18 protein-coding genes are annotated in these 18,058 nt (G+C 68.0%); 4 read left to right on the top strand and 14 right to left on the bottom strand.

Annotated features, from left to right (window positions below; all coding sequences use genetic code 11):
- Positions 1–141: 141 nt before the first annotated feature.
- Positions 142–384 carry an MbtH family protein gene (locus ON34_RS02445; protein WP_040773625.1) on the bottom strand — a complete coding sequence of 81 codons (243 nt, stop codon included), beginning with the start codon at positions 382–384 and terminating at the stop codon, positions 142–144.
- A 168-nt stretch (positions 385–552) separates the two neighbouring features.
- Entirely contained in the window at positions 553–1,386 is an 834-nt protein-coding gene (locus tag ON34_RS02440; protein ID WP_040773493.1) for an alpha/beta fold hydrolase, read from the bottom strand.
- Positions 1,387–1,573: 187 nt separating this feature from the next.
- On the opposite strand from ON34_RS02440, the gene ON34_RS36710 reads away from it, so the two are divergent.
- The 4 genes from ON34_RS36710 (at position 1,574) to ON34_RS02425 (ending at position 5,650) form a co-directional block, all read left to right on the top strand.
- Positions 1,574–1,744, top strand: a complete 171-nt coding sequence (locus ON34_RS36710; RefSeq protein ID WP_169333842.1) for a hypothetical protein — start codon at positions 1,574–1,576, stop codon at positions 1,742–1,744.
- A gap of 84 nt (positions 1,745–1,828) precedes the next feature.
- Positions 1,829–3,379 (top strand): alpha,alpha-trehalose-phosphate synthase (UDP-forming), encoded by a 1,551-nt coding sequence (locus ON34_RS02435; protein WP_051022085.1) that lies wholly within the window; start codon positions 1,829–1,831, stop codon positions 3,377–3,379.
- 85 nt (positions 3,380–3,464) lie between these two features.
- Positions 3,465–4,187 carry a response regulator transcription factor gene (locus tag ON34_RS02430; RefSeq protein ID WP_040773490.1) on the top strand — a complete coding sequence of 241 codons (723 nt, stop codon included), beginning with the start codon at positions 3,465–3,467 and terminating at the stop codon, positions 4,185–4,187.
- 74 nt (positions 4,188–4,261) lie between these two features.
- Positions 4,262–5,650, top strand: a complete 1,389-nt coding sequence (locus tag ON34_RS02425; protein WP_169333843.1) for a sensor histidine kinase — start codon at positions 4,262–4,264, stop codon at positions 5,648–5,650.
- A 179-nt stretch (positions 5,651–5,829) separates the two neighbouring features.
- Here ON34_RS02425 and ON34_RS02420 read toward each other — a convergent pair whose 3' ends face one another.
- The 12 genes from ON34_RS02420 to ON34_RS02365 all read right to left on the bottom strand — a co-directional run bounded on the left by ON34_RS02420 (position 5,830) and on the right by ON34_RS02365 (position 18,033).
- Positions 5,830–6,324, bottom strand: a complete 495-nt coding sequence (locus ON34_RS02420; protein ID WP_040773487.1) for an Rv1363c family protein — start codon at positions 6,322–6,324, stop codon at positions 5,830–5,832.
- Positions 6,321–7,667 carry an Rv1363c family protein gene (locus ON34_RS34310; RefSeq protein ID WP_157172143.1) on the bottom strand — a complete coding sequence of 449 codons (1,347 nt, stop codon included), beginning with the start codon at positions 7,665–7,667 and terminating at the stop codon, positions 6,321–6,323. The genes ON34_RS02420 and ON34_RS34310 overlap by 4 nt, the downstream gene beginning before the upstream one ends.
- Positions 7,664–9,088: an MCE family protein gene (locus tag ON34_RS02410; protein ID WP_040773484.1), complete on the bottom strand. Its 1,425-nt coding sequence runs from the start codon at positions 9,086–9,088 to the stop codon at positions 7,664–7,666. Before ON34_RS02410 ends, ON34_RS34310 begins: the two co-directional genes overlap by 4 nt.
- Complete coding sequence (locus ON34_RS02405) at positions 9,085–10,335, bottom strand: MCE family protein (RefSeq protein ID WP_040773481.1); 1,251 nt, start codon at positions 10,333–10,335, stop codon at positions 9,085–9,087. The genes ON34_RS02410 and ON34_RS02405 overlap by 4 nt, the downstream gene beginning before the upstream one ends.
- Entirely contained in the window at positions 10,332–11,603 is a 1,272-nt protein-coding gene (locus tag ON34_RS02400) for an MCE family protein (RefSeq protein WP_040773478.1), read from the bottom strand. The genes ON34_RS02405 and ON34_RS02400 overlap by 4 nt, the downstream gene beginning before the upstream one ends.
- Positions 11,604–11,682: 79 nt before the next feature.
- Positions 11,683–12,744, bottom strand: coding sequence for an MCE family protein (locus ON34_RS02395; RefSeq protein ID WP_040773475.1), 1,062 nt, complete (start codon positions 12,742–12,744; stop codon positions 11,683–11,685).
- The gene (locus tag ON34_RS02390; protein WP_040773472.1) at positions 12,741–13,769 is read right to left on the bottom strand and encodes an MCE family protein; all 1,029 of its coding nucleotides are present in this window, start codon (positions 13,767–13,769) and stop codon (positions 12,741–12,743) included. Before ON34_RS02390 ends, ON34_RS02395 begins: the two co-directional genes overlap by 4 nt.
- Entirely contained in the window at positions 13,766–14,947 is a 1,182-nt protein-coding gene (locus tag ON34_RS02385) for an MCE family protein (RefSeq protein ID WP_040773469.1), read from the bottom strand. Before ON34_RS02385 ends, ON34_RS02390 begins: the two co-directional genes overlap by 4 nt.
- A 38-nt stretch (positions 14,948–14,985) precedes the next feature.
- Positions 14,986–15,837: an MlaE family ABC transporter permease gene (locus ON34_RS02380; protein WP_040773466.1), complete on the bottom strand. Its 852-nt coding sequence runs from the start codon at positions 15,835–15,837 to the stop codon at positions 14,986–14,988.
- A gap of 4 nt (positions 15,838–15,841) precedes the next feature.
- A complete protein-coding gene (locus ON34_RS02375) occupies positions 15,842–16,606 on the bottom strand; it encodes an MlaE family ABC transporter permease (RefSeq protein WP_040773462.1) in 765 nt (254 codons plus the stop codon).
- Positions 16,607–16,898: 292 nt separating this feature from the next.
- Entirely contained in the window at positions 16,899–17,801 is a 903-nt protein-coding gene (locus tag ON34_RS02370; protein WP_040773459.1) for a 3-oxoacyl-ACP reductase, read from the bottom strand.
- Between the two features lie 43 nt (positions 17,802–17,844).
- Positions 17,845–18,033, bottom strand: coding sequence for a ferredoxin (locus ON34_RS02365; RefSeq protein WP_040773457.1), 189 nt, complete (start codon positions 18,031–18,033; stop codon positions 17,845–17,847).
- Positions 18,034–18,058: the final 25 nt, after the last annotated feature.

Here is an 18,058-nt window from a genome sequence, read left to right as displayed (position 1 = left end):
GGCGAGTGCTCTACCACTGAGCTAAGGAGGCGGGAAAGCGGTTGTCATCATAGCCGGGCACGCCGACTGTGTGACACCTGGTTTCGATGTCACACAGTCGGCGGTCGAATCGTCCCCGGCGCAGTATCGACTACCGCGCGATCAGGGCTGCGCTCCCTGGCGGGCCGCATCGTCCGCGGCCATGGCGTCGCGCAGGCTCTTCGGACGCATGTCGGTCCAGTTCTTCTCCACGTACTCGACACAGGCGGCGCGGCTGTCCTCGCCGAACACGACTCGCCATCCGGCTGGAACCTCTGCGAAGGCCGGCCACAGGGAGTGCTGTTCCTCGTCGTTGACCAGGACGAAGAAGCGGCCGTCTTCATCATCGAAGGGGTTGGTGCTCAATTTCACCTCACTGGATACTGGCGCAATGTACGGGATCGCTCTTGGTTCGCACGGCGCCGGGTTTTGACAAGCCACCGGCGCCGAGAGTCCCCGAGCGTTGTTTCGACACTAGCAAGCAAGACGTTACGCCTTGGCGCTTACCCGGCGGGCACGTCGGCGGCCTCGCAATCAGCTCGCAAAGAAGTCGAGCAAAATCTTGTTGACCGCCTCCGGCCGCTCCAAATATCCGAAATGTCCCGCGTCCGGCACCTCCTGGTATCGCGCACCGGGGATCACGTCGGCGATCTCCCTGGACAGGTACGGCGGAATCATCCGGTCGTCGGCGAATCCGATCGAAAGGCAGGGCACTCGAATCGCCCGGTATGCCTGTACCCGGTCGAAATCGTGGTCCATCCTGCGCTGCGCGCGGATGCCGGGCGGGACCGGTCCGCCGGTGAACTCGAACAGGTCGAGCCAGTCGCGGGCGGCGTTCGGCTCGGCCATGGTGGCGGGCGAGAGATTCATCACCGCGGTAATCGCGGCCTCGTATTTCGCCGGCAGTTTCACCCCGCTGGCGTCCAGCTCGTGTTCGCCGAGCGACAGCGTCTTCTGGAATTGGTCGAGCCGCCCGTGACCGGCCATGAAGACCGCCTTGCGCACCAGGTCGGGGCGCGCCAGCGCCAGTTCCTGGGCCACCCTCGCGCCCATCGACGTACCGACCACCAGGGCGGGGCCCTCACCGAGGAATTCGATGAGGGCGGCCGTGTCGGCGACCAGGTCGTCGATGGTCATGCCGGAAGCCGCCTCGTAGGACGGCGCGATCCCGCGGTTGTCGAAGGTGCACACCCGGTAACCGGCCGCGACGAGCGCCGGAACCTGATGCAGCTCCCACACCCGGCCCGGACTGCCGGTGCCCATGATCATGACCACCAGCGGCGCCGAGCCCTTGACGTCGGTGCCCCTGGCGCGGTCACCCTTCACCTGATAGTTGAGGGAAATCCCGTTCACCGTGGCCAGCGGCATATCGACCCTTTCGTGGAGTTGGTGCTGCGCTCCCCACGGTATAGGGACGCGCGGGGTCGGCGCACCGACCGGGTGACCTGGTGTCGGGTGGCACGCGGCGGTCGCCGCCCCGGCGGACGCCTCTCCCAGCGTCGCATACCATTGACTTTTCGCACGTACGAGCGCACTGAGCCGGGAGGACTTGACAATGGCCGCGAAGGGCAGCGCCAACGACATTGCGGACGACGATCTGGAGCCACTCGCCGACGAGACCGCGCGCCAGGCGCAGCGGGTGGTCGCGGCCTATGCCGAAGATGCCGACGAATGCCGGATGTTGTTGTCTATGTTGGGTATTGGACCGAGCGCCCGGGGCGAATAGTCTCGATCTCGACGCCAACGGCGACGTCGACTACACAACTCCAGCGGGATACAGCAACGCGCAAAGGATGCGTGAGTGGACCAGATGAACCCGTCCGACGACTCCGAGCACGCCAGAGACACCTCGACTGCTGACACCGCGACCGGAACCACCGGTCCCGACGCGGGCTCCGGTTTCGTCGTCGTCGCCAATCGCCTCCCCGTCGACCTCGATCGACTTCCCGACGGCACCACTCGATGGAAACGCAGCCCGGGCGGTCTGGTGACCGCGTTGGAGTCGGTGTTGCGCAACAACAAGGGCGCGTGGGTCGGCTGGGCGGGGGTTCCCAACGTCGACGTGGATCCGATCATCGAGGACGGCCTCGAACTGCATCCGGTCCCGCTGTCCGCGCAAGAGGTGTCGGACTACTACGAGGGCTTCTCCAACGGCACGCTGTGGCCGCTCTACCACGACGTGATCGTGCGGCCGGTCTACGACCGCAAGTGGTGGAGCGCCTACGTCACCGTCAACCGGCGTTTCGCCGAGGCCACCGCCAAGGTCGCCGCCGAGGGCGCGACCGTGTGGGTGCAGGACTACCAGCTGCAGCTGGTGCCCAAGATGCTGCGCATGCTGCGCCCGGATCTGACCATCGGGTTCTTCCTGCACATCCCGTTCCCGCCGGTCGAGCTGTTCATGCAGATGCCGTGGCGGACCGAGATCGTGGAGGGCCTGCTCGGCGCCGACCTGATCGGCTTCCATCTCCCCGGCGGCGCGCAGAACTTCCTCTACCTGGCTCGTCGGCTGGCCGGGCAGCCGACCTCGCGCGGCTCGGTCGGCGTGCGCTCCAAGCTCGGCGTCGTCCAGGTCGGATTCCGCACGGTGCGGGTCGGCGCGTTCCCGATCTCGATCGCCTCGGCCGACCTCGACGAGCAGTCCCGGCGCAGGTCGGTGCGCGAACGCGCCGCGAAGATCCGGGCCGAGCTGGGGAATCCGAAGAACATCCTGCTCGGCGTGGACCGCCTGGACTACACCAAGGGCATCGACATCCGGCTCAACGCGCTCGAGGAGCTGCTCATCGAGGGCCGGATCGATCCGGCCGACACGGTCATGATCCAGCTGGCCACGCCCAGCCGCGAGCGCGTCGAGAGCTACATCCAGATGCGCGGCGACATCGAGCGTCAGGTCGGCCGCATCAACGGCGAGTTCGCGCGTGTGGGCTATCCGGTGGTGCACTACCTGCACCGGCCGATTCCCCGCGACGAACTGATCGCGTTCTTCGTTGCCGCCGACGTGATGCTGGTGACGCCGCTGCGCGACGGCATGAACCTGGTCGCCAAGGAGTACGTCGCCAGCCACAGCGGACTCAACGGCGCCCTGGTGCTGAGCGAGTTCACCGGCGCCGCCGCCGAACTGCGCCAAGCGTATCTGTGCAACCCGCACGACCTGGACGACGTGAAGGACGCCATCGTCGCCGCGCTCGGCGACGACCGGGACGTCAAGCGCAGGCGAATGCGAGCGCTGCGCCGCCAGGTGCTGGCGCACGACGTGGACCGCTGGGCTCGCGCCTTCCTGGACGCGCTGGCGCAGGGCCAGGTCGCGGGCAGCGCGCTGCTGACCGACGAGGACGTGTACCCGGAATCCCGCGAGCCGCGCTGAGCAGGCGTTCGGCCGACCCGCGGCTCACAGGAATCACCCAGCTCGGAGCCAGGAACTTCGCAGCCGGGTGCTGCACCATGAAGCCATGAGTGAGCGCACGCACCCCGAGGCCAGGGTGCTGGTGGTCGACGACGAACCGATGATCGTCGAACTGCTCGCGGTGAGCCTGCGCTATCAGGGCTTCGAGGTGGACACCGCCGCCGATGGCGCCCAAGCGCTGGACAAGGCGCGCACGTTCCGTCCCCAGGCGCTCATCGTGGACGTGATGATGCCGGGGATGGACGGCTTCGGCCTGCTGCGCAGGTTGCGCGCCGACGGCGTCGACGCGCCCGTGCTGTTCCTGACCGCACGGGACGAGGTGCAGGACAAGGTCACCGGCCTCACCTTGGGAGCCGACGACTACGTCACCAAGCCGTTCAGCCTGGAGGAGGTCGTGGCGAGGTTGCGCGTCATCTTGCGCCGCGCGGGTCAGGCAGCTCCCCAGCGGGAGAGTTCGCGCATCCGCTTCGAGGACATCGAGCTCGACGACGACACCCACGAGGTATGGAAGGCAGGCGAGCCGGTGGCCCTGTCCCCCACCGAGTTCACACTGCTGCGGTATTTCATGGTCAATGCCGGAACGGTGCTGAGTAAGCCGCGCATCCTCGATCACGTCTGGCGTTACGACTTCGGCGGCGAGGTCGGCGTGGTGGAAACCTACGTCTCCTACCTGCGCAAGAAGGTCGACACGGGCGATACCCGGCTGATCCACACCCTGCGCGGCGTCGGCTATGTCATGCGCGCGCCCCATCGCAAGAGCGGAACGTGAGCCCGAGCAAGATCGCGACGGCACGCGTGAAAGCCTCCGAGCTGCTGTCCGCGATCCCCCTGCGCGTGACGTTGATGGTCCTGCTGGTGCTCACCGCCGGGCTTGGCCTGCTCATCTCCGGCATGGTGGTCACCTCCGGCTTGGAACAGCAGCTGACCGACCGGACCGATCAGCAGTTGCGCGAGGGCGCGATGGAGTGGTCGCGGCGGCCGCTTCCACCGCCTGTGCTGCCGCCCGATCCGCGCCACGCCCCGAGCCAGTTCTACGTGCGCTCGTTGAGGACCGACGGGCGCATAGTGCTGATCCCGACCTTCGGTGTCGACACCGAGCCGGACCTACCGGCGACACCGCGATCAGGTCCATACACCGTTGGCTCCGTCAAGGGACCGACCGAGTGGCGTGTGCTGACGGTGCGCACTACGGACGGCACGACCACGGTGGCGCTGCCGCTCACTCAGAACACCGACACGGTGCACCGGCTGGTCATGCTGCAACTGATCGTCGGGGCGATCGTCCTGGCCGCGCTCGCGGTGATCGCGTACTTCATGGTGCGGCGCAGTCTGCGGCCGCTGCGCCGGGTGGAGAGCATCGCCGCGGCGATCGCGGACGGCGACCTGCACCGCCGGGTGCCGGTGCGGGGCACCAACACCGAGGTCGACCGGTTGTCCCGATCGCTGAACAGCATGCTGGCGCAGATCCAGCGCGCGTTCACCGCGACCGAGGCGTCCGAGGAGGCGGCCAGGCGCTCCGAGGAGCGGATGCGTCGCTTCATCGCCGACGCCAGTCACGAACTGCGCACCCCGCTGACCACGATCCGCGGGTTCGCCGAGTTGTACCGCCAAGGCGCCCCCGGCGATCCTGGCACGTTCATGGACCGCATCGAACGTGAGTCCCAGCGGATGGGCGTGCTGGTCGAAGACCTGCTGATGCTCGCGCGGCTGGACGCCCAACGCCCGCTGGAACTGGGGCAGGTCGACCTGCTCGCCATCGCCAGCGACGCGGTGCACAACGCGCGCGCGGTGGTCGCCGCAGGACACACCGACGGACCGGTGCGCACCATCGAGCTGAAAGTAGAACCGGGCGAAGGGACGCTGGAGGTCGTCGGCGACGAGGCGCGTCTGCGCCAAGTCCTTGCCAACCTGATGAACAACGCCGTCACGCACACCGCACCCGACGCCGCGGTGACGGTCCGGCTGACACCCGCCGCCGACCACGTCCTGCTCGAGGTCGCCGACACCGGCCCCGGCCTGCCGCCGGAGGAGGCCGAACGCGTCTTCGAGCGCTTCTACCGCACCGACACCTCCCGCACCCGCACCAGCGGCGGCACCGGCCTCGGCCTGTCCATCGTGCAAGCCCTGGTCACCGCGCACGGCGGCACAGTCGGCGTCCGCAGCACGCCCGGCGAAGGAACGACGTTCACCGTGCGTCTGCCCCGGGATCCGGGGACGAGTTCGCGAGGGTAGTCGAAAGGCGGTTGGCCGGGGCAGGTCGCGCCGCCATTCGTCTAACCTCGTCGCGTTACTGACTCGGAGTCAGGGCCTGCGTGCGCTCGATGCTCACCCAGATCGACCCAGAGATGAGCGTCTGAGCAGCCCGGTTGCCGACGCTGGGCATGAATTTCTGGGTCTAGTTCGCGGGCGGCTCAGACCGGTGTGACGGCCTCGACCAACCAGCGCGAGTCGGTTTTCGCCAAGCTGACGCGCACGCGGCTGCCAGTGGTGGTGCCCTGCGGGGTGTCCTTGCTCGTCATGACCTGGTTGAGGAACAGCAGGACGACCGCGTGCGAGCGGTCGGCGGACACGACTCCGCCCGCCTGTGTGGTCGCGGTGACGGTGAGCTGCTTTTCCTTTGCGCCCGGCGCGATCTGCTTGTCGATCAGTGTGAGGTAGTCCTCGCGGAAGTCGCCGGTGAGGTTGTCGGCCGATTTCCGCAGGTCGGTGTCCACGGTCTGCGGGCTGTAGGTGAACATGGCCTCGACGGTGCGGCCGGCCGTGGCGACCGCGTCCTTGCGCGCCTGCTCGGCCTGCCGGTCGTCCCAGTAGCGGTATCCGTTGACGCCGCCGATGACCGCGGCCGCCGCGACCACGACGCCGAGCACCGCGAGCAGGATCCTGCTTCGAATTCCGTTCAGGTTCATGCCACGAACTCCACGTCGGAGACGGTCAGGCCGGTGTCGCCACGGGAGACGGTGACCCGGAACCGGTAGTACCTGGTCTGCGGTTCGGCCTGGCCCGCGTTGGTGAGCGTCTGCTTGGCGGCGACCAGTACACGCGCCGAGCGATCGTCGTCGCTCTCCAGCGCGGCCTCGACGATCTCGCCGCTGGATACCACCTTGGCCTGCTGCACGATGCTGGTGAACGGGTCCACCCGGCCGTCGAACTCGGTCTTGAACTCGCCGGAGGCCAGCGACAGGATCCGGTCGATGTCCTGCTTGGCCGAGTCGGCGCGGATGGTGGTGAGGTTGACGATCGCCTGCCTGGCGGTCTGCACGTACTCGGCGCGGCGCTCGTCGCGTTCGTGCGCCGAGCGCATCGCGAACACCGACAGGGTCGCACCGCACACGAGTGCGACCACCAACAGCGCTGCGGCGGCCAGCGCGAGGACCCGCGCGACGCCGCGATTCCGCGGCTGCGCGGTCTCTTTCTCGGTCGGCGAGTCCTCGGCGGTGTCCTGCTCGGCCTCGGTCCCCGCAGCGGCGGCCGCTGCCTGGTCAGCTTCGGCGGTGTCCTGCTCGGCGTCCGTTTCCGCTTTGGCGAGCGATGTCTTGCCGGACTCGGCATCCTCCGCCCCGGCGACTGTTCCCGCTGCGGCAAACGCTGCCCGGCCAGCCGGGTCCGGCTCGGCATCCGCTTTCGCGGCACCGACTCCCGCCTTGCCCGCTACGGCCGCGTCCGGTTCGGGGGCCGCTTTCGCGTTGGCGAGCGATGTCTTGCCGACCTCGGCACCGTCCACCCTGGCGATCGTTCCCGCGGCCTCAACCGCTGCCCGGCCAGCCGGGTCCGGCTCGGTTTCCGCCTTCGCTGCAGCGAACCCCGCCTTGTCGGCCACGGCCGCATCCGATTCGGCACCCGTTTTCGCCTCGGCGAGCGATGTATCGTCGGCCTCGGCACCATCCACCCTGGCGACCATTCGCGCTGCGGCAACCGCTGCCCGATCGGCCGGGTCCGGCTCGGCGTCCACCTTCGCGGCAGCGACCCCCGCCGTATCCGCCGCGACCGCATCCGATTCGGCACCCGTTTTCGCCTCGGCGACCTGGGCAGTCGGTGCGACTGAGTCGGGCGTGGCCTGCGCGGCGACTTGCTTCGCCACCGAGGTCGCGGGCATGGTTTCGGTAACTCCGGCTGTTCCAGCGCCGCGGGCCGCAGTGGCCGAGGGCTTCGCTTCTGCGGGTGTGGCGGTCGCGTTCTCCTCGACCGGGGGCCCGGCCGAGCGCACCGCGCGCCGCCGCGTGCGGTGACCTTCTCCGTTGCGCTCACTCATCGTTGCTGCTCCTCGAGCATCGCCTGCCAGCTCGACGGTACCGTGCCCGAACCGCCCGGTCCGATATCGCCCTGTCGGTATGTGCGCCCGTCGGTGCCGATGTACACACCGGTGGCCGGGTCGTATGCCCGCGCGGCGGCCGGAGTGCCGCCGCCGTAACTCGCGGGTGCCACACCAGCGGGTTCATCGATGGGCGCGGATGAGGGAGTGACCGGCTGCGGCGGCCCGAAGGGCGGGTTGTTGCCCACCGGAAAGTACCCGCTCCGGCACAGCTCCGGCGTCGGGGCGCGCACACCGGGGATCTCGGCGCACGGGGTGTTGCGGATACCGCGCACCGCCTCGGGCGCGTCCTGCGGCACTTTGCAGTAGAGGCCGGGTGGCGTGTCCGGGGTGTCCAGCTCGCTCGGCGAGCGGCGCTGGTCCGGCGGCAGGAAGCCGGTGGTGCACGCGGGCGGGTCGTTGACCAGCGACATGAAGTCGACCAGGGCGCCGTACTCGAGCGGGCCGCGGACCGCGGTGAGCAGCGCGGCGACCAATGGCGGGTAGATCACCAGGACCTGTTCCAGTCCAGCGTGATACGTGACGCCCACTTGGCCGACGCTGACCAGGTTCGCCAGCAGCAGCGGCAGTGTCGGCCGCAGATCGTTGAACAGCGCGCTGACCCGCTGCATCGCGGCCGGTCCCTTGTTCAGCACGCCGCGCAGCGCGGGGTCGTGGCCGCGCAATTGATCGGTGACCGTGGCCAGATCGGCGGTCCAGGAACGGATCGCGGCATCCGAGCGGATCTGGGTGTCCAGCAGCGGCCCGATCTGGTCGAGCAACTGTTTCGTCGGTTCGGCGTTGGCCTGCGCTTCCTGCACCAGCAGCGCCGCGGAGTCGATGAACCGCTGGAGGTCCGGCCCGGCGCCGTTGAACGCGAGGAACGCCTCGTCGATGACCTGCCGCAGCCGGGTGTCCGCGACGCTGGACAGCAACCGGTCGGCCTGATCGAGCAGCGTGCCGACGTCCTGCGGCAGCTTGGTGCGCTCCACCGGGATCACGCTGCCGTCACGCAGGTTTCCGCCGGTGCGGCGCTCGGGCGGCACCAGGTCGACGTACTGCTCGCCGACCGCGGACACGCTGCGCACCCAGGCGTCGACGTCGGCGGGGATCTTGTAGTCACTGCCGATGGACAGCTTCGCGTCCACACCTGCCGACGTCAGCCGGACTTCCTTCACCACACCGACATTCGTGCCGCGATAGGCGACGTTGGCCGTTGGGTAGAGACCACCGGTGGCGGCCAGCTTCACCGTCACCTCGTAGCGCCCGATGCCGAACATCGCGGGCAACTTCACATATGTGCCGCCCATGACCACCAGGCCGATCACCGTCAGCACGGAGAAGATGATCAGCTGGGTACGGACGAACGGAGTGAGTTTCACTGTCCCGGACCCCCTTGCGGTGCGGTGTTGCCCGGCAAGGGCACGGTCAGCCCGGGAATCGCGGGCAGTCCCGGTATCGGCGGCAGACCGGGGATGGTCGGGCTGGGCTGGCTCGCCGGGGGCGGCGCTTGGAGCGGCCCGGTGGCCGGGTCACCGTTCTGCGCGGCGGTACCCGGCGCGAAGCTGCCCAGCGCTCCTTCCACCCCGCCGAAGCGCCCGCCCAGCGGGGTGCCGGTGAGGAAGTTCGAATCCAGCCGCCGCCCCGTGATATCCACCGTCATGAACAGGTTCAGGTAGTCGCCCTTGATGGCGTGGTCGAGGTTCTTCATCGGGAACGGGAAGGTGGCCAGGATCTTCAGCGCCTCGGTGAGGTTGCCGCCCGTGTCGGACAGCGACCGCAGCACCGGGACGAGGCTGTGCAAGTTGGCCTTCAGGTCGTTGCCGCTGGCGTCGATGATCCGCTGCGTGACGTCGCTCAATTCGCCGAGCGCGGTGAGCGCCCTGGTGATGTTCGCCCTGCGGTCGGCCAACACGGTCAACGCCGGATGGATCTGCTCGATGGCGGCCGCCACCAGGTCGCGCTGCTGGGACAGCTGCCCGCCGAGACGGTCCAGGCCGCTCATGGCGGCGATGATGTCCGCGGTCTGCCGGTCCAGGTTCGAGGTCAGCTCGTTCAGCCGCGGCAGCAGGTCGCGGATCGCGTCCTCCCGCCCGGTGAGCGCGGAATTCAGTTCGCGGGTAATGGTTTCCAGCTGGGCGACGCCGCCGCCGTTGAGCACCACCGACAGCGAGGACAGCACCTGCTCGGTGGTCGGGTAGGTCCCTGCCCGCGCCAGCGGGATGACGTCACCCGCCTTCAGCTGGCCTTCCGGAGGCTGATCGACGGGCGCGGACAGCTCGAGATGATTGGACCCCAGCAGACTGGTCTGCCCGATCTTGGCGACCGCGTTCGCCGGAAGCCGCACGTCGGGATTCAGCGTGACGGTGACCAGCGCGTGCCAGTCCTCGACTTCGATCTTGGAGACCGTGCCGACCGTCACGTCGTGCACCCGCACCGGCGAATTCCTGGTCAGCGTGGTGACATTCGGCATCTGGATGCGCACCTGGTAGGAGCCCGGCGCGCTGCCCTCGGTGCCCGGCATCGGCAGCGAGTTCAGCCCGTCCCATTGACAACCGGACACGCCGAGCGCCACCGCCAGCCCCACCGCGACGGCGGCGGTGCGGCGTATCCGCCGGGTCGGCCTCATCGCACTCCTCCCGGGATGGCCAGTCCGGCGATGCCGTCCGGCACGCTCACCGGCGCGGGTTGCGATCGCGCGGGTGTCTGGCTCGCGGCCCGATCGGCCAGGCTGGGGTCGGTGTACACCAGCTGGTCCGGGAACGCGGTCACGCCGCTGGCCGCGTTCGACATGATCGGCAGGTAGTTCATGCTCAGGCTCTGGATCACCGGCGCCAGGTACTGGGCGCAGAGGTCGGCGCTGCGATCGGAGTCGTTGGTCTCCAGCGCGCGGACCGAGCCGCACAGGAAACCGAGCGGGTCGGCGGGGTTGTTCAGGGCGATGGCGCCGGTCAGGGTGCCCTGCGCCGGTTTGTAGATCTGGTAGAAGTTCACCAGCGCGGTCGGACCGGAGTGCAGCACCCGTTCCAGCTCCGGTCGCTTGTCGGCGAGCACCTGGGTGGCGTCGGCCAGCCGCTGCACGCCCTCGGTGAGTTCGGCGCCGCTGGTGTCCAGGAACCGGCGCACGTCGGCCACCGCGGCGTCGAGATTGTCCAGTCCGGCGCCGAGATCCGCCGAGACGCCGGCCAGCACCGAGGACACCGACGCCAGCCGTCCGCCGAACTGCACGATCTGCTCGTTGCTCGCCGAGAGCACCTCGACGAACTTCTGCAGGTTGCGCACGGTGCCGAACAGATCGGTGCGACCGTCGGACAACGTGCTCAAGGTCGCCGACAACTCCCGCAGTGTGTCGCGGAACCGCTGGCCGTTGCCGTCGAGGTTGTCGGCGGCGGTGTCGACGAAGCGACCGAACGAGCCCTGCTTGTCGTCGCCGACGGGGCCGAGCGCGGTGGCCAGCTTGGACAGCTCCGCCTTGATGTCGTCCCACTCCACCGGTACCGCGGTGTGCTCCATGGGGATCACGGCGCCGTCGCTCAGCTTCGGGCCGCCGGTGTAGGCGGGCGCGAGCTGGATGAACCGCGCGGAGACCAGCGAGGGCGAGATGATCACCGCCCGCGGGTCGGCGGGGACGTCGACACCGCGGTCGAGGGTCATCGTCACCCTCACCCGGTCGGCGCCGGGCTCGATCGCGTCGATCCGGCCGACCTTGACGCCGAGCACCCGCACGTCGTCACCCGCGTACAAACCGGACGTGGACGGGAAGTAGGCGGTGACCTTGGTGGTTCCGATGCGGGCGATGCCGTTCCACGCGACGGCGACCACGAGCACGGCGGCCAGCACACCGGCCACCACCAGCGCCCAGCGGGGCAGTTTCCGTACGGCGTTCAGCATGCGCATTCCCCCGGACGCGACTCCCCCGTCGGGGCCGATCCATCGACGGCTCGGGACGGGTACAGGATGAACGGGTTCGGCCAACTCATCGCGGCGGCTCCTGTATCGCGGGTTCGATCGACGGGAACGGCGTGAGGTAGCTCTGCAGATCGTTCGGCAGGTGCTGCGGCCACACCAGCGCGTCCACCAGCGGCTGGAGCGTCTTGCTCGCGGCGTTGACCACGTACGCCTGGAAGTAGGGGCCGCTGCCCACCTGTTCGCCGAGCGCGGCGGCGAACGGGCCGAGCCCATCCAGCGCGTCGGCGATGTTCTGCTTGTTCCGCTGCAACAGGGCCAGCACCGAATTCAACTTGTCCAGTGCGGGTTTCAGCTGTGCCTCGTTATCGGCGACCAAACCGGACAGCTGCTGGGCGAGTCCGTTGACGTACACGATCAGCTGACCCAGCGCGGTGCGCCGCCGGTTCAGCTCGCCGAGCAACTCGTTGCCGTCCAGCAGCAGCGCGTTGATCTGGTTGCCCCGGTCGGCGAGGATCTTCGTCACGCTCTGCGCACGCCGCAGCAGATCCGAGAGGGCCTCATCGCGCGCGTTGATGCTGCGCGAGAGCGCGGTGACGCCGTCGAGCGCCGAGCGCAGCGGAGCGGGCGTGTCGGCGAACGTCGCCGAGAGCGCGTCCAGGGTCTGATCGACCCGGTCCATGTCCAAGCCGTGCACCGTGCCCGCCAGATCGCTGAGCGCCTCGTTGAGCGAATACGGCGAGGTGGTGCGATCCAGCGGAATGGTGTCGTCGACGCGCAACGCGCCGGAGCCGGACGGCGTCACCTCCAGCGACTTGCGCCCGAGCACCGTATTGGTCTTGATCGCCGCCGAAGTCTTCTCCCCCAGCACGATCGACTCCGCCAGGGTGAACCGGACGAGCACCTTCGCGCCGTCCAGGCTGACGTCCTCGACCCGCCCGGACCGTACGCCCGCGACCTGGACGGGGTCTCCGGGAACCAAACCGCCCGCGTCGGCGAAGTAGGCGGTGAACGTGGCGCCGGAGCGGATGAACGGAAGCCGGTCGAATTGCAGTGCCGACAGCGCCACCGCCACCGCCAGCACGAGGCCGACGATGCCGATGGTGACGGCGGGTGATCGCTGCTCGTTCATCGCTCGTCCGCACACCTTCCGGTCGTCTGCGCCCCAGGCATGTTGATCTTCATCGTCTGTCCGTTCGGGCCGTCCACCAGGAAGTTCGTCTGGCAGACGTAGAGCTGGAGGAAGGAGCCGTACGAGCCGATCCTGATCAGCTGGCGATAGGTCGACGGCAGCCGTTCCAGCACCCACTGGACGGTGTCGGACCCGGCGTCGAGGTTGGTGGCCAGTCGTCCGGTCTGCTGGATGGTGCCCTGCAGGTCGGGGCGGGCCTGGGCGAGCAGGTCGGTGAGGTCGCCGGTGGCGCCCGCGATGCGCGGGATGGCGTCGCCGATCTGGTCCCGGTCGGCGGCCAATCCGCTGACCAGACGCTGCAACTCGGCGATGGTCGTGGCGAATTGGTCACCGCGCTCGTCGATGGTCCGCAGGACGGTGTTCAGGTTGTCGATCACGCTGCCGATCAGCGCGTCCCGATCCGCGAGCGTCTTGGCGAACGAGCCGCCGCTGTTGAGCAGCGCCACCAGCGTGCCGCCCTGGCCTTGGAAGATCTGCAACAGCGCGTTGGTCAGGTCGTTCACCTGCCCGGGGTCAAGGCCGCGCAGCAGCGGACGGAACCCGCCGAGCAGCATGTCCAGATCCAGTGCGGGCGCGGTCTGTTCCTTGTCGATGGTGCCGCCCGGTTGCAGAATCCGATTCGACCCCGGTCCCTCGGACAGCTCCAGATAGCGGTCGCCGACCAGGTTCTCGTACTTGATCGCCGCGCGCGTGCTGGTGAGCAGCCGATATTTGCGGTCGACGTCGAACTCGACGTGCGCCAGATAGTCCTTGCCGACCTTCACGGAGGTGACCGACCCGACCGGCACACCGGCGATGCGCACCTTCGCGCCGGGCAGCATGCCGGAGGAACTGGTGAACACGGCGTGGTAGCCGTTCTCCCGCGCGAAGCGCATCTGGCTGAACACGACCGCGAGTCCGGCGAAGACCAGCGTCATCACCAGGGTGAAGATGGCCAATTTGACGGTCGTCGCGGTGTTTTTCACGGACGCGGCACCCCCGGCATTCCGGCGAACAGGATCTGGAAGATCTTCGGCGGGTTCACCGTCAGCGTCGTCGACGGTGTGTACACGAGACCTTCCGAGGTATCGGTGACGACATAGTCGGCGTGGCTGCCCGGCACCCGGTCCAGCAGGCCTTCGCAGCGCGGGCCGCCGGTCGCGTTGACCTTGGGCAGGTCCTCCGGATAGGTGTAGGGCTTGGCGCCGTACATGAAGCCGGTGTTCAGCGCGACCCCTTCTTGCAGGCCGCCGAAGACCGCCTCACCCATCGGCAGCGCTTTGCCGAGGCCGCCGATCAGGCAGTACAGCGCGGGCGCGTACTCGTCGAGCAGTCCGGTGGTCGGGCGCAGCAGATCGAGCGCCGTGACGAGCTGGCTCTCGTTGTCGCGCAGGACCGAACCGGTGGTGTCGGCCAGTCCGATGAGGTTCACCAGCACGTTGTCCAGACTGTCGCGCTCCTCGACCAGGGTGTTGCTGGTGACGGTCGCGTTGCTCACCGTGCGCAGCAGGTCGTTCACCGTGTCCGCGTACAGGTTGGTGACGTCGCCGGTCTTCGCCAGATCCTGTTGCAGCGTGGGTAGAGACGGGTTGATGTCGCGCAGGTAGGCGTCGCTCTGCGCGAGCAGGTCGCCCAGCTTCTGCCCCCGGCCTTGCAACGCCGTCCCCAGCGCGGACAGCGTCGCGTTCAGCTTCTCCGGCTCGATCTTGGCGAGCACGTCGGACAGATGCTGGAACAGCGTGTTGAACTCGACGGTCACCCGCTGCGCCGTGACGGTCGCGCCCGGCCGCAGCGGGGTGGACGAAGGCTGCTGGGGGACCACGAAATTGACATACTTCGCGCCGAACACGGTGGTGGAGCGGATGTCGACGTCCGCGTTGGAGGGCACCAGCTTCAGCAACTCCGGATCGAGAGCCAGTTTCAGTCTGGCGCCGTCGGCCGTGTGGTCGACCGACTCGACGCGGCCGATCTCCACGCCGCGCACCTTCACCTTGGCGTCCGGGTCGAGGACCAGTCCGCTGCGCGGCGCGTCCACCGTCACGGTGGCCGTGGGAGTGAATCCGCCGACGAACAAGATCAGGGCGACGGCGACCACGGCGACCAGCGCGAGCACCATCGCCGCCCCGGCCAGTTTCAGGCCGAGTCCGCCGCGCAGTGCCCGCATCAGGCTGCTTTCCGTTTGCTTCGATTCCGCCATGTCGCTTATCCGGAGAGATGGAAGTTGCCGGAGGTGCCGTAGATGGCCAGCGAGATCAGCAGGGTCACCGTGACCACCGCGACCAGCGAGGCTCGCACCGCGTTGCCTACCGCGACACCGACGCCGACCGGTCCGCCCGCGGCGTTGTAGCCGTAGTAGGTGTGAATCAACATGACGGCCAAGGCCATGAAGATCGCCTGGGCGAACGACCAGAGGATGTCGCTCGGGATGAGGAAGGTCGAGAAGTAATGGTCGTAGACGCCCGCCGATTGTCCGTAGATCACGACTGTGGCGAACCGGCTGGCCAGGAACGAGGCGATCACCGCGAGCGCGTAGAGCGGGACGATCGCGATCATCCCGGCCAGCACGCGGGTTCCGACCAGGTACGGCACCGGCCGGATCGCCATCGACTCCAGCGCGTCGATCTCCTCGGCCACTCGCATCGCGCCCAGCTGCGCGGTGGAACCGGCCCCGATGGTGGCGGCCAGGCCGATGCCGGAGATGACCGGCGCCGCGATGCGGACGTTGATGAACGCCGCGAAGAAGCCGGTGAGCGCCTCGACGCCGATGTTGCCCAGCGAGCTGTAGCCCTGCACCGCGATGGTGCCGCCCGCGAACAGCGTGAGGAATCCGACGATCACGACCGTGCCGCCGATGACCGCCAAAGCTCCAGTGCCCATGCTGATCTCGGCGATCAGCCGGATCGTCTCGGTGCGGTAGTGCACCAGCGCCCGCGGAATGGCGCCGAGCGCCTGTGCGTAGAACACGGCATGCCTGCCGACCGAATCGAGCGAGTCCGATATCCGGCGTACCCGCCGAACGGTTCGGGGGAAGCGGGATTCGATGACGAAGGCCATCGCGTCACCGCGCCGTGAACTTGATGCCGACGGCGGTGACCACCACGTTCACGACGAACAGGGCCATGAAAGCGAAGACTACGGTCTGATTCACCGCATCACCGACACTCTTGGGTCCACCTTTGACATTCAGGCCCAGATAACAGGCGACCAGTCCCGCGATCAGCCCGAACAAACCGGCTTTCACCTCGGAAATGATCAGTTCGGGCAGATGGGTGAGCAGCGTGATCCCATTGACGAACGCGCCGGGGTTCACATCCTGCAGATATACCGAGAACAGAAACCCGCCGACGATGCCGATCGTGCACACCAGGCTGTTGAGCATCAGCGCCACGAACATCGACGCGAGCACGCGCGGCACCACGAGTCGATGTACCGGATTGATGCCCAGCACCCGCATCGCGTCGATTTCCTCGCGAATGGTGCGCGCACCCAGGTCGGCGCAGATCGCGGTGGCGCCCGCACCCGCGACGATGAGCACGGTGACGATCGGCCCGACCTGCGTGACGGCGCCGAATGCCGCGCCCGCGCCGCTGAGGTCGGCCGCGCCGATCTCGCGCAACAGAATGTTCAGGGTGAAGCTCACCAGAACGGTGAACGGAATGGCCACCAGCAATGTCGGCACGATCGATACTCGCGCGATGAACCAGGACTGGTCGATGAACTCACGCCATTGAAAGGGTCTGCGCACACTGGAACGCGCGACATCAGCGGTGAGTTCGAAGAATCCACCGACAGCCCGCAACGGCACGGCAAGGACCTCGTTCATCCGCGATCCTCCTTGCTCAACCGACGTATACGGGGCACGGCGCGAATCTTCACCGTGGCCGCACCGCCGGAACGATTAGAACATGTTCACCGTGTTGCCGGAAGCCTTTTTCACACTTTTGAAGTGCATTTTCTCGAAAGATCGGCATATTAATTTGACACCGGTTTCATCGGGGAATGATCCCACCTTTGTGCGGTGTGACATAACCCGTCCCTATGTCTACCAAGCGCCGATCGCCCGATCAACAGCTGGACAGTTGATCAGTAGCACGCCCGCGGCAAGCCGCCGCCGGTCACCCCAGCTCGATCAGCGAAGACGCCGAGAACGTCCGCCCGGACGGGCGGTCGGCGAAGTAGTCCCCCAGCGTGTCGGCCAGGTCCCGGGCCGACCACTGCCCGCCGGTCGCGTCGAACCGGCGTTCGACGACCGGCGCCGCCATGAGCGCCACCATCCCGCCGTAGACGACGAACAACTGCCCATTGACCGCGTCCGCGGCGGGCGAGGCGAGGTAGGCGACCAGCCGGGCCACGTGTTCCGGCGACAACGGATCGACTTCCCCGTCCGGCGCGGGACTGAACACCGCTTCGGTCATGGCGGTCCGAGCCCGCGGCGCGATCGCGTTGGCGCGCACGCCATAGCGCGACAGCGCCCGTGCGGCCGACAAGGTCAAGGCGGTGATGCCCGCCTTCGCGGCGCCGTAGTTTGCCTGCCCCTCAGGACCGAGCAAGCCCGCCTCGGAGGAGGTGTTGACCAGTCTGCCGTAGACCGGAGCGCCCGCCTGCTTGGATTTGCCGCGCCAGTAGGCGGCGGCGTTGCGCGACAGCAGGAAGTGGCCGCGCAGATGCACCGCGACCACCGCGTCGAAGTCCTCGTCGGACATGTTGAACAGCATGCGGTCGCGGGTGATGCCCGCGTTGTTGACGACGATGTCGACCGATCCGAAGGATTCCTCTGCGGTACGGATCAGCGCGTCGGCGGTGGCGCGCTCGGCGATGCTGCCCGCGACGAACTCCGCCTTGGCGCCCAGGCCGCGGATCTCGGCGAGCGTATCGGCGACCGCGTCCGACTCCGCGAGATCGTTGATCACCACGGAGGCACCCGCCCCGGCCAGCGCGAGCGCCTCGGCCCGTCCAAGTCCGGCGCCGCCGCCGGTCACGATCGCCACTCGGCCCGCAAGGCTCAGATCATTGCTCACGCGGCCGACTCTAGAACGTGTTCCAACTTACGGCAAGGGTCGTTCACTGCAACCGCAGCGCCGCCTTGGGGCACTGCGCGACGGCGTCCTCGACGTCGGCGAGCCGATCGGCGGGCACGTCGGCGTTCGCGATGTGCAGCACGTCCTCGTCATCGAGTTCGAACACGTCGGGGGCGATTCCGACGCAGATTCCGTTCGCTTCGCATTGGTCGAGATCGACACTGATCTTCATGGCAACTCCTTTACCACCGCTCCGG

The organism is Nocardia pneumoniae NBRC 100136 (assembly GCF_000308755.1).
Lineage (GTDB): Bacteria > Actinomycetota > Actinomycetes > Mycobacteriales > Mycobacteriaceae > Nocardia > Nocardia pneumoniae.
The sequence above is the reverse complement of the archived record's forward strand: the minus strand, read 5'-3'. Positions and strand labels throughout refer to the sequence as shown.

Excerpts from the sequence above, each read along its gene's own strand:
- ON34_RS02440 (WP_040773493.1), bottom strand. The coding sequence starts at position 1,386 with ATGCCGCTGGCCACGGTGAACGGGATTTCCCTCAACTATCAGGTGAAG.
- ON34_RS34310 (WP_157172143.1), bottom strand. The coding sequence starts at position 7,667 with ATGAGTGAGCGCAACGGAGAAGGTCACCGCACGCGGCGGCGCGCGGTG.
- ON34_RS02375 (WP_040773462.1), bottom strand. The coding sequence starts at position 16,606 with ATGAACGAGGTCCTTGCCGTGCCGTTGCGGGCTGTCGGTGGATTCTTC.
- ON34_RS02385 (WP_040773469.1), bottom strand. The coding sequence starts at position 14,947 with ATGCGGGCACTGCGCGGCGGACTCGGCCTGAAACTGGCCGGGGCGGCG.
- ON34_RS02365 (WP_040773457.1), bottom strand. The coding sequence starts at position 18,033 with ATGAAGATCAGTGTCGATCTCGACCAATGCGAAGCGAACGGAATCTGC.
- ON34_RS02430 (WP_040773490.1), top strand. The coding sequence starts at position 3,465 with ATGAGTGAGCGCACGCACCCCGAGGCCAGGGTGCTGGTGGTCGACGAC.
- ON34_RS02425 (WP_169333843.1), top strand. The coding sequence starts at position 4,262 with ATGGTCCTGCTGGTGCTCACCGCCGGGCTTGGCCTGCTCATCTCCGGC.
- ON34_RS02405 (WP_040773481.1), bottom strand. The coding sequence starts at position 10,335 with ATGAGGCCGACCCGGCGGATACGCCGCACCGCCGCCGTCGCGGTGGGG.
- ON34_RS02395 (WP_040773475.1), bottom strand. The coding sequence starts at position 12,744 with ATGAACGAGCAGCGATCACCCGCCGTCACCATCGGCATCGTCGGCCTC.
- ON34_RS02400 (WP_040773478.1), bottom strand. The coding sequence starts at position 11,603 with ATGCGCATGCTGAACGCCGTACGGAAACTGCCCCGCTGGGCGCTGGTG.
- ON34_RS02420 (WP_040773487.1), bottom strand. The coding sequence starts at position 6,324 with ATGAACCTGAACGGAATTCGAAGCAGGATCCTGCTCGCGGTGCTCGGC.
- ON34_RS36710 (WP_169333842.1), top strand. The coding sequence starts at position 1,574 with ATGGCCGCGAAGGGCAGCGCCAACGACATTGCGGACGACGATCTGGAG.
- ON34_RS02435 (WP_051022085.1), top strand. The coding sequence starts at position 1,829 with ATGAACCCGTCCGACGACTCCGAGCACGCCAGAGACACCTCGACTGCT.
- ON34_RS02380 (WP_040773466.1), bottom strand. The coding sequence starts at position 15,837 with ATGGCCTTCGTCATCGAATCCCGCTTCCCCCGAACCGTTCGGCGGGTA.